The following is a 13,277-nucleotide window of genomic DNA, read 5'->3' as shown; positions in this document are numbered from 1 at the left end:
GGGGGTCCCCCTCCCCCCCCCCCCCCGCGGGGGCGTCGCGGGCAGCCCGCCCCCCGCCGGGGGGGGGGGGGGGGGCCCCCGGGGGGGGGGGGGGGGGGGGGGGGGGGGCCCATGCCGTCAGGCCGCGGCGAGGGCCGCCCTGACCGCGGCGCCGACCTGCTCGGTGGTGAGGGTGCCGCCGAGGTCCGGCGTGCAGGCGCCCTCGGCCACGGCCGTGCCGACGGCCAGCTGGATCGCCTTCGCCTCGGCGGCCCAGCCCAGGCGCTCCAGCATCAGCGCGGAGCTGAGGATGGCGCCGAAGGGGTTGCCGATGCCCTGGCCGGCGATGTCGGGCGCGCTGCCGTGCACCGGCTCGTAGAGGCCGAACCCGGTGTCCGGGTTGATGTTGGCCGAGGCCGCGTTGCCCAGGCCGCCGGCCAGCATGGCCGCCAGGTCGCTGAGGATGTCGCCGTACGAGTTGTTGGTGACGATCACGTCGAACTGCGACGGGTCGGAGATCAGCTTCATCGCGGCGGCGTCGACGTAGAGGTGGGTGGAGTCGATGGCGGGGTGCTTCGCGGCGGCCTCGCGGAACACCCGCTGCCACACCTGGCCGCCGTGCCGGACGGCGTTGGACTTGTCGACCATGCAGACGCCGCGCTCGGCGATCGAGTACGCGTACTCCATCACCCGCGAGACGCCCATGTAGGTGCTGACGTCCGCGTCGACGGCCATCTCGTGCACGGTGTTCCCGCGCAGCACTCCGCCGATGTCGGTGTAGAGGCCCTCGGTGTTCTCCCGGACGATCACGGCGTCGATGGCGCGGGTCCGGGCGTCGCGCAGCGGGCTCAGCCGCTCCTGGAGCAGGGTGGCCGGGCGGTGGTTGACGTACAGGTCGAGGTCGAAGCGCAGGCGCAGCAGGACGCCGCGGCCGTAGTCCGAGGTCTTCACCCGGGGGTCGCCGATGGCGCCGAAGAGCACCGAGTCGCTCGCCTTGATCCGCTCGAAGTCCTCGTCGGACAGGGAGACCCCGGTCCGCAGGTAGGTGTCGGCGTTGACGTGGTCGAGCACGTCGACCGCGAGGTCCAGGCCCAGCGACTCGATGGTCTCCAGGGCCTCCTTGGTCACCTCGGGGCCGATGCCGTCACCGGGGATGACGGTCACTGTCTTGGTCATGGGTCTCTCACCGTTTCTGGGGTGGGGCCGGCCGGTTGTGGGTCGGGTCGGCCTGGCCGGGGGCGTCGGGCAGGGTCACCGCCGCGCGGCCCTGGGAGCTGCGCCGGGGGGCGCGGTCGTCAGGAGGCCCGGCGCTGCTTCGCGGTGTCCGGGGAGGAGAAGGCGCCGCGGGTGATGCTGGTCATCCAGGCCGGGCGGCCCTGCTCGAAGGCGGCGATCGCGTCGGCCTTGCGCAGGGTGACGTCGATGTCGTCGAGGCCGTTGAGCAGCAGCCAGCGGGCGCGCTGGTCGGCCTCGAACTCCCAGGTCCCGAGGTCGGTGCCGACGGTCAGCTGCTCCAGGTCGACGGTGATCTCGAACTTCGGGTCGGCCTGGGCGCGTTCGGCGAGGTCGGCGACGACGGGCACCGGCAGGGCGACGGCCAGCAGGCCGTTCTTCAGCGCGTTGCGCAGGAAGATGTCGCCGAAGCTGGTGGCGATGACGGCCCGGAAGCCCCAGTCGCGCAGGGCCCACACGGCGTGCTCGCGGGAGCTGCCGGTGCCGAAGTTGTGGCCCGCCACCAGGACGCTCGCGTCCTGGTGCTCCGGCTGGTTCAGGACGAACCCGGGCTCCTTGCGCCAGTGCCCGAACAGGGTGTCGGCGTAGCCGGTCTTGGTCAGCCGCTTGCAGAACTCGGCCGGGATGATCTGGTCGGTGTCGACGTCGTCCCGGGACAGGGCCACGGCCTGTCCGGTGTGCGCCGTGAGCGGCTGCCTCATGCCTCTGCCCCCTGCTGGTCGGTCCGGCTGCGGTCGGTGGAACGGGTCGGACGGGTCGGGCGGGTGTGCCCGGCGGGCGCGGTCACAGCTCGGTCGGCGCGGCCAGGCGGCCGACCACGGCGGTGGCGGCGGCGACGACGGGCGAGACCAGGTGGGTGCGGGCGTGGGTGCCCTGCCGGCCCTCGTAGTTGCGGTTGGAGGTGGAGGCGACCCGCTGGATGCCCTGGAGGCGGTCGGCGTTGATGCCCATGCACATCGAGCAGCCGGAGAGCCGCCACTGCGCGCCCGCGTCGAGGAAGACCTGGTCCAGGCCCTCCTCCTCGGCCTGGGCCCGGACGGCCATCGAGCCGGGGACGACGAGCATGGTGATCCGGTCGGAGACCTTGCGGCCGCGCAGCACGTCGGCGGCGGCCCGCAGGTCCTCGATCCGGCCGTTGGTGCAGGAGCCGAGGAAGACCGTGTTGATCTCGACGTCCCGCAGGGCGACGTCCGGTTCGAGGCCCATGTACTCCAGGGCGCGGCGCGCGGCCTGCTGCTCGGCGGGGGTCGCGAAGGTCTCGGGCGCCGGCACCGCGGCGTCCAGCGGGACGGCCTGGCCGGGGTTGGTGCCCCAGGTGACGAAGGGCTTGAGCCCGGTGACGTCCAGTTCGACGACGCGGTCGAAGGCGGCGCCCTCGTCGGTGCGCAGGGACTGCCAGTAGCCGACGGCCTCGTCCCAGTCGGCCTCGGCGGCCGGGTCCCAGCGCTCGCGCAGGTAGGCGAGCGTGGTGTCGTCGGGGGCGATCAGGCCGGCGCGGGCGCCCGCCTCGATGCTCATGTTGCAGACCGTCATCCGCCCCTCCATGGAGAGGTTCTCGACGGCCTTGCCGCGGTACTCGATCGCGTAGCCGTTGGCGCCGTTGGCGCCGATGTGCGCGATCAGCGCGAGGATCAGGTCCTTCGGCGTGACGTCGGCCGGCGGCTCGCCGACGAACTCGACGGACATCGTCCGGGGGCGCTGGAGCGCCAGCGTCTGGGTGGCGAGCACGTGCTCGACGTCGCTGGTGCCGACGCCGAAGGCGAGCGCCCCGAAGGCGCCGTGCGTGGAGGTGTGGCTGTCGCCGCACACCACGGTCATGCCGGGGCGCACGAAGCCCAGTTCGGGCGCCACCACGTGCACGATGCCCTGCCGGTCGTCGCCGAGCGAGAACAGCTCGATCCCCTGCTCCTCGCAGTTCTCGCGCAGGCGCTCCAGCTGGGCGCTGCCCATCGCGTCCTTGACCAGCAGCGTGTTGGTGGGCACGTTGTGGTCTTCGAGGGCGAGCGCGAGGTCGGGCCGGCGGACCCGGCGGCCGGCCAGCTGGAGGCCGTCGAAGGCCTGCGGGGAACTCGCCTCGTGGAGCAGGTGCAGGTCGATGTAGAGCAGGTCGGGCTCGCCCGGTGCCTGGTCGACGACGTGGCTCTGCCAGACCTTCTCGATCAGGTTGCGCTCGGTGCCGCCCATCAGCTGGCCACCGCCATCTCGCTGGTGCGCTCCAGGCGCTCGGCGATGATCTCGCGCAGCTCGCCCAGTTCGATGCAGGTGCCGTCGGCGCGGCCCGCGATGTAGGTCTCGTAGATCTCGTCGAGCAGGTCGTGCTCGGCGCCGATTCCCATCTGGTCGAACAGGTTGCGGACCACATTGCGCCCGGAGTGCCGGCCGATGAGAATTCCGCGCTCGCGGCCGAAGCTGTGCGGCTCGACGTATTCGTAGGTCACCGGATTGCGCAGCATTCCGGCCTGGTGGATTCCGGCCTGGGTGGCGAAGGCGTTCTCCCCGAATATCGCCTTGTTGCGCGGCGTCGACATTCCGATGATCCGGGCCAGCAGCTGGTAGGCCTCGTAGAACTTCTCGGTGCGCAGCCGGCTGGTCAGGCCGAGCTGCTCGCCCTTGTAGAGCAGCACCGCGGCCAGCTCCTCCAGCGGGGTGTTGCCCGCACGCTCGCCGATGCCGGCGATGGTGGCCTGCACCTCGTCCGCGCCGGCCTCGACGCCGGCCAGGGCGTTGGCGAGGGAGAGCCCGAGGTCCTGGTGGCAGTGGGTGGACAGGATGATGTGGTCCGGGATCCAGGAGCGGACCCGCGCCACCTGGGCGCCGAACTCGGACGGGATCAGGCAGCCGGTGGTGTCGGCGAGCGCCACCGTGCTGGCGCCCTCCTCGATGCCGGCCTCGATCATCGGGCGCAGCAGGTCGTCGCTGCCCCGGCTGGCGTCCTCGATGCCGAGCGTGATGTCGGTGAAGCCCAGCTCGCGGGCGAACCGGATGCTGTCGATGATCTCGTGCAGGCCCTCGGCCCGGGTGAGGCCGCGCTTGTGCTCCAGGTGGACGTCGCTGCCGGTGGCCATGATCTGGACCTGGTGGCGCTCGACGCCGCCGGCCTGGGCGGCCAGCTCGATGTCCGCGCGGACGGCCCGGTTGAGGGTCGCCACCTTGGCGGTGGTGAGCGCGCCCGCGATCAGTCTGGTCGCCTCGAAGTCACGCGGTGAGGAGCTGGGGAAGCCGGCCTCGATGGTGTCGACGCCGGTGGCCTCGATGGCGAGGGCCAGCTCCAGTTTCTGGTCGGGGTTCATCGCGTTGCCCGGGGCCTGTTCGCCGTCGCGCAGTGTCGAGTCGAATACCCGGAGCCGCCGTGCGGTGGGGACGGATTTCGGAGACATGGATTTTCCGCCTCTTTCGGGAACGCCGCCGGACGGGCGACCGGACGGGAGGTCGCGGTGTGCGGCGGCGGAGGATTGTGGCTGGCAGCGGTGACTTTACTGGTCCGGAATCACTGTCCGTCAAGACTTTTCGAACAAATAATCATTCGATGGCGGGCCGATAGCGGGACCCCTGACAATAGGCTTGACGCGCCCTTTTCCCGATGCATCGTGTACTGAGGCAAGGAGTGGTTTTCATGCGAGATATCCCGTCCGAGGAACGTCCGCCGGCCCGGTTACCGCGCCCGGGGCGGGTGGGCTGATGGCGAGGGTCATCGTCGAGGCGCTGGACAGCGTCCACGGGCGCACCGCCGCCGGCCTCGACGCGAGACTGGAGTCGCTGGTCGACAACGAGTGGGTGCCGGTGGTCGAGCGGAGAACGGACGCGAGCGGCCGGATCGAGGAGTGGGGCGGGACGGACGGCGGACGCGGCCTCTACCGGCTGGTGTTCGACGTCGACCGGTACTTCAGCGGGCTCGGCCTGTTCACCGTGCACCCCGAGGTGGCGGCCACCTTCCGGGTCTCCGACGGCGAGTCGGGGCACCGGGTGAGCCTCACCCTCTCGCTGAACCACTACGCGGTGGCCTTCATCGCCGACTAGGACGGTGGACCCGGGCCCGCGGGGGGCTCCGGGTCACCGGCGGCCAGCCGGGCGGAGCGCAGCAGGTCGAGGGTGCGGGCCTCCTCGGCGGGGGTCCGCATCAGGCGGAACACCAGCCGGGCCCGCCGCAGGTGCTGGACCGCCAGGTCGGCCTCCCCGGTGCCGAGCGCCAACTCGCCGAGGGTGACGAGGATCCGGCCCATGATCAGCCGTTCGTTGGAGCCCTCCGCGAGGAGCAGGGCGCGGTGCAGGGCGTGGGCGGCCTCGCCGCTCTCGCCGAGCCGGTGGCGGGCCGCGCCGATGCCGTGCAGGGCGTAGATCTCGCCGGTGTGGTCGCCGATCAGCCGGACGACGTCGAGGGCGCGGGAGAAGGCCTCCAGGGCCCGGTCGTAGCCGCCGCGTTCCAGGTGGCTCTGGCCCATCCGGTGCAGCACCTGGGCCTCGACCCGCCGGCCGCGGCCCTCCCGGCTGAGCCGCAGCGCCTCGTCGAGGAGCTCTCCGGCGCCCTCCTCGTCGCCCTCGCCCAGTTTGAGCTGGGCCAGGTTGTGCAGCACGTAGGCGACGGCGACGGAGCCGCCGCTCGCCCGCAGGACGGTGAGGGCGGCCTGGTAGTGGGCGGTCGCCTCGTCGATCCGGCCGTCCACCCGGGCGAGGTAGCCGAGGCCGCGGGCGGTGAGGGCGGAGCCGAGGTCGTCGCCGAGGTCGGTGAAGATCCCGGCGGCCTGGCGGAAGCGCTCCTCGGCGGCGGCGAAGTTCTGCCGGGTCAGCGCGAGCGAGCCGAGGGAGTGCAGTGCGGCGGCCTGGCCGAGCCGGTCGCCGCCCTTGCGGGCGGCCGCGAGGGCGAGTTCGTGGGTGTCGCGCCAGTCGTCGAGCCGGCCGTGGGTCTCCAGGAACGTCACGGCGGTGACGGCGAGTTCCCAGCAGTGCGCGGTGAGGCCCATCATGGCCGCCTGCCTGACCCGGGGCACGAGCATGGGCCGCTCCCGGGCGAACCACCGCAGCGGCTCGGCCAGCAGCCGGTCCACCGTCCGGGCGGGCAGCGGGTGCAGGGCGGTGCCGCGGCCGCGGATCAGCACGTCGCGGCCGTACTCGCGCTGCCTCGCCTCGATCAGCAGGTAGAGGAAGCAGCCGATCACCCGGGCCAGTGCGGCCTCCCGCTCCTCGACGCTCTCCTCGTCGACGAGGCGTTCGCGCGCGAAGACCCGGATCAGGTTGTGCAGCCGGTACTGGGTGTGGCGGCCGGGCGCGGTGCCGACGGCGTCCAGCAGTTGGGCGTCGGAGAGTTCGTCGATCAGGTCCTGGACCTGGTACTCGGGGAGGTCGAGCAGCGCCATGCCGACCCAGGTGGAGAACGGCCCCTCGTCGATCAGGGCGATCCGCCGCAGCAGCCGGCGGGCGTCCTCGCTGACGCTCTCGTAGGTGAGCGAGAGGCCGGCCCTGATGCCGACGTCGGCGTACTTGAGCTCGTCGAGCCGGCGGGTCCCGTCCTCCAGCCGCTCCACCAGTTCGGTGATCTCCCAGTGCGGCCGGGCGGCGAGCCGGGCGCCGGCGATGCGCAGCGCCAGCGGCAGGTGGTCGCAGAGTTCGGCGAGCGCCTTCGCCGCCTCCGGTTCGGCCGCCACCCGCGCGGGGCCGGCGATCCGGCCGAGCAGTTCCGCGGACTGCTCGGGGTCGAAGGTGTCGACGTCCACCCGGACGGCTCCGGCGAGGCTGCCGATGTGCCGCCGGCTGGTGACGATCACGGCCGAGGTGGGCTTGCCCGGCAGCAGCGGGGTGATCTGGCTCTCGGTGGCGACGTTGTCGAGGACGATCAGCACCCGGCGCTCGGCGAGCAGGGCCCGGTACATCTCGGCCCGCTCCTCCAGCCCGTCGGGGATGGCGGTGCCGTTGACGCCGAGGGCGCGCAGGAAGCGCTCCAGCACCTGGGCCGGGCCGACGGTGTCGGGGGCCCCGGCGTGCAGGTCGGCGAAGAGCTGCCCGCCGGGGAACTCGGCGGCGATCTGGTGGGCCGCGTGGACGGCCACGGCGGTCTTGCCGACCCCGGCCTTGCCGACGACGGAGACGATCGGGACGGCCAGCCGGGACTGGTCGTGGGAGGAGAGCAGCAGCCGTTCGCGCAGGCCGGCGAGCAGGTGCTCGCGGCCGGTGAAGTCGGCGAGGTCGGCGGGGAGCATCTCCGGGACGGCGGCGGGGGCGGCGGGCGCCACGGGCGGCGCGGCGGCGGGCTCGGCGGCCGGGGCTCCGTGGGCGGCGGCCGGACGGCTGTCGGGCAGGTCGAGCCGGGGGTCGCCGGCGAGGATGGAGAGTTCGAGCCGCTGCAGCCGGGGGTCGGGTTCGACGCCGAGTTCGTCGATCATCCACTGGCGGGTGTCGCGGTAGACCTGGAGCGCCTCGGTCTGGCGCCCGGAGCGGTAGAGCGCCAGCATCAGCTGGCCGCGCAGCCGCTCCCGTAACGGGAACTCGTCGACCAGGCCCAGGAGTTCGCCGACGGCCGCGCCGTGCCGGCCGAGCGCGAGTTCGAGCTGGATGCACTCCTCGGTGGCGCCGACCCACTGCTCGGTGAGCTGGCCGGCGGCGGAGCGGATCGACTCGCTGGGCAGGCCGCCGAGGGGGTCGCCGCGCCACAGTCCGAGCGCCTGCCGGAAGAGGGCGGCGGCCTCCGCCTTGCGGTCCTGGGCCTCCGCCCTGCGGTCGCGGTCCTCCGCCGTGCGGTCGTGGGCCTCCGCCTTCTGGTCGCGCAGCGCCCGCGCCTTCCCGACCCGGTCGCGGGCCTGGAGCAGGTCGAGCTGGTCGTCCGCCGCCTTCACCATGTAGCCCTGCGGGTGGGTGGTGATGACGTCGGAGAGGCCGTGCGCGGCGAACAGCCGGCGCAGGGCGGAGACGCTGATCTGCAACTGCGCGCGGGCGGTGGCCGGCGGGGCCTCCTCGTAGAGGGCGCGGACCAGGCGGTCCACGCTGACCACCCGGTTGACGTCGAGGAGCAGCGCGGCGAGCACCGTCTGCTGCCGGATCCCGCCGAGGTTCAGCGGCCTGGCGTCGACGAGCGCTTCGAGCGGGCCGAGAATGCGGTACTCGACCCGGGGCACGGGTGAGGAACTGCCGTCGTGGCGTATGCCGGAACCAGGTCTGTGCCCCACCGTTTCCACTCCCCCCAGAGGAATAGGCGCAGGATCGCAAGGCACTCTAAGGACGGCCCGGTCAATGGGTCAACGCTATTCAGTTCTCCCCAAAAGACGCCGCCTGACGGGTTGCGATCGGCGCCCGCACCCCCGGGTGACCCACGAAAAATCGGCACGGAAATGCCGGTTGGCCGGATCGGCGCGCACCGATCCGGCCAACCGTCGCCCGGGGCGGTTTCAGGCCTTCATCAGTTCCGCGACCCGGAAGGCGAGGTCGAGGGACTGGCGGTGGTTCAGCCGCGGGTCGCAGGCCGTCTCGTAGCGCTGGTGCAGGTCCTCGGCGCGGACCTGGTCGCCGCCGCCGAGGCACTCCGTGACGTCGTCGCCGGTGAGCTCGACGTGGATGCCGCCGGCGTGCGTGCCCAGCTCCCGGTGCACCTCGAAGAAGCCGGCGACCTCGCCCAGGATGTCGTCGAAGCGGCGGGTCTTGCGGCCGTCGTCGGTCTGGACGGTGTTGCCGTGCATCGGGTCGCAGATCCAGGCGACCCGGGCGCCCTCCGCCGTGACCTTCTCCACCAGCGGCGGCAGCAGTTCGCGCACCCGGCCCGCGCCCATCCGCACCACGAAGGTCAGCCGGCCGGGCCGGCGGTCGGGGTCGAGGCGGTCGACGTAGCCGAGGACCTCGTCCGCGGTGGTCGTGGGGCCGAGCTTGACGGCGATCGGGTTGTGGATCCCGGCGAAGTAGGCGATGTGCGCGTCGTCCAGGCCCCTGGTCCGCTCGCCGACCCAGAGCAGGTGCCCGCTGGTGGCGTAGTGCGCCCCGGTGCGCGGGTCGGTGCGGGTGAGGGGCTGCTCGTAGTCCAGCAGCAGTCCCTCGTGGCTGGCGAAGAACTCGGCCTCCAGCAGCCCGGCCGGGTCGCAGCCGCAGGCTTGCAGGAAGCGCAGGGCGCGGTCCACGCCGTCGGCCAGTTCCTCGTAGCGGCGGGCCTCGGCGGAGTCCTCCAGGAAGCCGCGGTTCCACTGGTGGGCCTGGTAGAGGGAGGCGCTGCCGCCGGCCGCGAAGCCGCGGACCAGGTTGAGGGTGACCGCCGACGCCTCGTACATCCGCCGCAGCCGCGCCGGGTCCGGGCGGCGGGCCGCCTCGGTGAACTCCGGGCCGTTGACCGCGTCGCCCCGGTAGGAGGGCAGGCTGAGGCCGTCGCGGGTCTCGTCCGGCTGGGAACGGGGCTTGGCGTACTGCCCGGCCAGCCGGCCGATCTTCACGACCGGGACGCCGCTCGCGTAGGTCAGCACCACCGCCATCTGCAGCAGGGTGCGCAGCTTGGCGGTGACCGCGTCCGCGGTGAGGCCGCCGAAGGTCTCGGCGCAGTCGCCGCCCTGGAGGACGAAGGCCTCGCCGGCGGCGACGGCGGCCATCCGGTCGGTCAGCCGGTCGCACTCCTCGGCGAGGACCAGGGGCGGGGCGGCCGACAGGTCGGCGACCACCTCGCGCAGCGCCGCCTGGTCCGGCCACTGCGGTTGCTGGGCCGCCGGCAGGGAACGCCAGGCGGCAGGTGCTCCGGTCTGCGGAATTCGATTCATCACGGCCCTCGGATGGGAACGGAAATCGCTGGCCCGCTCATTGCAGCCCGGCCGCGGAAAGAAGGTCAAGCGTCCGCGAATTGGCCTGCTCCCACACCGGAGAACTGGTCTGACCGCCTTCCGGGACGAACGGATTGACTGGGGGCCATTCGTTCACCGGCCGTACCCAGCCGGCCATTCACGATGAGGATTCCGATGCCAGACGCGCCATCGCACCCTCCGTTCGCCGTCCGGCTCGGCACCGCGCCGCTGCCGCCGCACGACCCGCTGGAGCTGTACACGCGGCTGGGCGACCGGCTCGGCGCGGAGCAGGTGTACCTGCTGGAGAGCCTGACCGAGTCCGGCCGGCAGGGCGGGCCCGCGGTACTCGGCTGCGGCCCGCTCGCCGAGATCCGGCTGTACGGCTCGTACCTGGAGATCGACGGGATCGCGGAGCTCGCCCCGGTGCTGCGGGCGACCGCCGAGGCGGCGGGCCTCACCCCCGCCGCCGACGCCCCCCGGCGGCTGGAAGCCCCCGACCCGGCCCGCGTCTGGGAGTTCCTGCGGCGCGCACAGGGCCTGTTCGGCCTGGAGCCGGGCCTGCCCGGCGACCGCTTCCACTTCGGCTTCCTGGCCCGGTTCGGCTACGACGCGGCCTGGCACATGGAGGACCTGCCGGCCCGGACGCTGCCGCCGGCCCGCCCGGACGCCGTGCTGACGCTGTTCCGCGACAGCGTGCACTACGGCACCGACGGCGCGCCGGTCCTGCGGACGGCCGACAGCCCGGCCTTCGGCGAGCACGGCCGGCACGACCTCGCGGGCGCGGCCCGGGAGGCGGCCGGGCAGGAGCCGCAGGCCGCGTGCCCGCCGGCCGCCCGCCCTCAGTCCGTGCACGACAGCGTGGACCGCGACACCTTCCACGGCTGGGTCCGGCGCTGCCTGGAGCACATCGGGGTCGGCGACATCTACCAGATCCAGGTCGGCCACCGGATCGACGTCCGCACCGCGCTGACGCCGGTCGAGGTCTACCGGCGGCTGCGCTCGCGCAACCCCTCCCCGCACATGTACCTGCTCCCGAACGGCGAGGGCACGCTGATCGGCGCCAGCCCCGAGCTGCTGTTCCGGATCGAGGACGGCCGGATCGTGATGCGCCCGATCGCCGGCACCACCCGTCGCGACCAGGACGAGGAGGAGAACGAGCGGCGGATCAAGGCCCTGCTGGCGAGCACCAAGGAGCAGGCCGAGCACGTCATGCTCGTCGACCTCTCCCGCAACGACATCAGCCGGGTCTGCAAGCCGCACACCCTGACGGCCGACGACCTGATGGTGGTGGAGACCTTCTCGCACGTCTTCCACCTGGTGTCCACGGTCAGCGCCGAACTGGAGGAGGACGCCGACGTGTGGCGGTCGCTGTGCGCGACCTTCCCGGCCGGCACCATGACCGGCGCGCCCAAGCTGCGCGCCATGGAGATCATCCACGAGATCGAGCGGGAGCCGCGCGGGGCCTACGCCGGCGCCGTCGGCCTGATCGACGTCGGCGGCTGGAGCGAACTGGCGCTGTGCATCCGCACGATCGCGCACGACGGCGCGGTGTACTCCGTGCAGAGTTCCGCGGGGATCGTCGCCGACTCGACCCCCGAGGGCGAGTGGAACGAGACGTTGGCGAAGCTGGGCGCCGCCTACTGGGCCCTGACGGGTGAGGAGTTGACGGCGTGAAGGTTCTGCTGGTGGACGCGCGGGACAGCTTCGTCCACATCATCGACCAGTACCTGCGGGCGCTCGGCGCGGACACCGAGGTGGTCCGCTCGCACACCCGCACCCCCGAACAGCTGGCCGCGACCGCGCCCGACGCGGTCGTGCTCGGCCCCGGCCCCGGGCACCCGGCGGCCTCCGGCCACGTCGAGCTCGTCCACCACTTCGCCGGGAAGGTCCCGCTGCTCGGCGTGTGCCTGGGCCACCAGGCGATCGGCCTGGCGTTCGGCGGGCGGGTCCAGGTCGCCGACCGGCTGATGCACGGACGCACCAGCACCGTGACGCACGACGGGCGCGGCCTGTTCGCCGGCCTCGGCAACAGCCTCACCGCGACCAGGTACCACTCCCTGATCGTCACCCAGCCGCTGCCCGAGGACCTGGAACTCACCGCGACCGCCGACGACGACGGCTACGTCATGGGCATGCGGCACCGCAGCCTGCCCATCGAGTCGGTGCAGTTCCACCCCGAGAGCATCACCACCACCGGCGGCATGCAGCTGCTGGAGAACTTCCTCGCGGTCGGCGCCGGGCGCTGACCGCACGCACATCGGAATCGACGAGCGGAATAGGTGACCAGTGACAGGGAATGGTGAATCGCGCAGCTGGCCGCAGCTGCTCGCGGCGCTGATCGGCGGGACGGACCTGAGCGCCGCCGACACCGCCTGGGCGATGGACCGGGTGATGCGCGGCGAGGCGGCGCCGGCGCAGCTGGCCGGGTTCCTGGTGGCGCTGCGGGCCAAGGGCGAGACCGCCGAGGAGGTCGACGGGCTGGTCCGGGCCGCGCGCGAGCACACGGTGCGGGTCGACGTGCCGGGGCCGACGCTGGACATCGTCGGCACCGGCGGGGACGGCGCGAAGACCGTGAACGTGTCCACCATGGCCGCGATCGTGGCGGCCGCCGCCGGGGCCCGGGTGGTCAAGCACGGCAACCGCTCGGCCTCCTCCGCCTCCGGCTCGGCGGACGTGCTGGAGCGGCTCGGCATCGCGCTGGAGCTCTCGGCCGAGGAGGTGGCCCGCTCGGTGCGCGAGGTCGGGATCGGCTTCTGCTTCGCCCCCGCCTTCCACCCGGCGTTTCGCCACGCGGCCGTCGCCCGCAAGGAGTTGGGCGTGCCGACGGCGTTCAACGCGCTGGGCCCGCTGACCAACCCGGCCTCGCCCACGGCCATGGCGGTCGGCGTCGCCGATCCCCGGCTGGGCCCGCTGATCGCCGCCGTGTTCGCCCGCCAGGGCGTGGACGCGCTGGTCTTCCGGGGCGACGACGGCCTCGACGAACTGTCCGTCTCCACCACCTCGACGGTCTGGACGGCGACCACCGGCCGGTTCGTGCAGGAGCGGCTCGACCCGCGCGAGCTCGGGATCGCCACGGCGGCCCCGGACGCGCTGCGCGGCGGCGACGCCGCCCACAACGCGGGCGTGGTCCACGCCGTCCTGGACGGCGAGCAGGGCCCCGTCCGCGACGCCGTCCTGCTGTCCGCGGCAGCCGGCCTGGCGGCGCTGACGCCCTCCGAACAGCCGGTCGTCGAGCGGCTGGCGGCCGCGCTGCCCCGGGCCGCCGAGGCGGTCGACTCGGGCGCGGCGGCCGCCCTGCTGAAGCGCTGGGCCGAGAGCGGGCCGCCG

The 13,277-nt window shown here is 73.3% G+C and carries 10 protein-coding genes; 4 read left to right on the top strand and 6 right to left on the bottom strand.

The annotated features are described in order from the left end of the window. Positions 1-117: 117 nt before the first annotated feature. The 4 genes from ACFWPI_RS35255 to ACFWPI_RS35240 form a co-directional block, all read right to left on the bottom strand. Entirely contained in the window at positions 118-1,155 is a 1,038-nt protein-coding gene (locus tag ACFWPI_RS35255; RefSeq protein WP_063349733.1) for an isocitrate/isopropylmalate dehydrogenase family protein, read from the bottom strand. 119 nt (positions 1,156-1,274) lie between these two features. Further along, positions 1,275-1,913 carry a 3-isopropylmalate dehydratase small subunit gene (gene leuD / locus ACFWPI_RS35250; RefSeq protein WP_063349732.1) on the bottom strand — a complete coding sequence of 213 codons (639 nt, stop codon included), beginning with the start codon at positions 1,911-1,913 and terminating at the stop codon, positions 1,275-1,277. An 82-nt stretch (positions 1,914-1,995) separates the two neighbouring features. After that, on the bottom strand, positions 1,996-3,396 hold the full coding sequence (gene leuC, locus ACFWPI_RS35245; RefSeq protein WP_380377923.1) for a 3-isopropylmalate dehydratase large subunit: 1,401 nt from the start codon (positions 3,394-3,396) through the stop codon (positions 1,996-1,998). After that, positions 3,396-4,589, bottom strand: a complete 1,194-nt coding sequence (locus tag ACFWPI_RS35240; protein ID WP_380377925.1) for a LeuA family protein — start codon at positions 4,587-4,589, stop codon at positions 3,396-3,398. The genes leuC and ACFWPI_RS35240 overlap by 1 nt, the downstream gene beginning before the upstream one ends. A gap of 301 nt (positions 4,590-4,890) precedes the next feature. Here ACFWPI_RS35240 and ACFWPI_RS35235 point away from each other — a divergent pair, with 301 nt between their 5' ends. Next, positions 4,891-5,229, top strand: a complete 339-nt coding sequence (locus tag ACFWPI_RS35235) for a hydroxyisourate hydrolase (RefSeq protein ID WP_063349729.1) — start codon at positions 4,891-4,893, stop codon at positions 5,227-5,229. Here the strand turns inward: ACFWPI_RS35235 and ACFWPI_RS35230 are convergent. Together ACFWPI_RS35230 and ACFWPI_RS35225 are read right to left on the bottom strand one after the other, a co-directional pair. Further along, positions 5,226-8,315 (bottom strand): BTAD domain-containing putative transcriptional regulator, encoded by a 3,090-nt coding sequence (locus ACFWPI_RS35230; RefSeq protein WP_380377928.1) that lies wholly within the window; start codon positions 8,313-8,315, stop codon positions 5,226-5,228. The genes ACFWPI_RS35235 and ACFWPI_RS35230 overlap by 4 nt on opposite strands. Positions 8,316-8,585: 270 nt before the next feature. Continuing rightward, entirely contained in the window at positions 8,586-9,929 is a 1,344-nt protein-coding gene (locus ACFWPI_RS35225; RefSeq protein WP_063351485.1) for a class II 3-deoxy-7-phosphoheptulonate synthase, read from the bottom strand. 195 nt (positions 9,930-10,124) lie between these two features. Here ACFWPI_RS35225 and ACFWPI_RS35220 point away from each other — a divergent pair, with 195 nt between their 5' ends. The 3 genes from ACFWPI_RS35220 to trpD all read left to right on the top strand — a co-directional run. Further along, entirely contained in the window at positions 10,125-11,624 is a 1,500-nt protein-coding gene (locus ACFWPI_RS35220; protein ID WP_380377929.1) for an anthranilate synthase component I family protein, read from the top strand. Next, positions 11,621-12,196, top strand: coding sequence for an aminodeoxychorismate/anthranilate synthase component II (locus ACFWPI_RS35215; protein ID WP_063349726.1), 576 nt, complete (start codon positions 11,621-11,623; stop codon positions 12,194-12,196). Before ACFWPI_RS35220 ends, ACFWPI_RS35215 begins: the two co-directional genes overlap by 4 nt. 40 nt (positions 12,197-12,236) lie before the next feature. Then, on the top strand, positions 12,237-13,277 hold a 1,041-nt coding region (gene trpD, locus ACFWPI_RS35210; RefSeq protein ID WP_380425270.1), incomplete at its 3' end, for an anthranilate phosphoribosyltransferase.

It is taken from the genome of Kitasatospora sp. NPDC058492 (assembly GCF_042720685.1).
Lineage (GTDB): Bacteria > Actinomycetota > Actinomycetes > Streptomycetales > Streptomycetaceae > Kitasatospora.
Note: the sequence above shows the minus strand (reverse complement) of the source record. Positions and strands in the feature narration are given on the sequence as shown.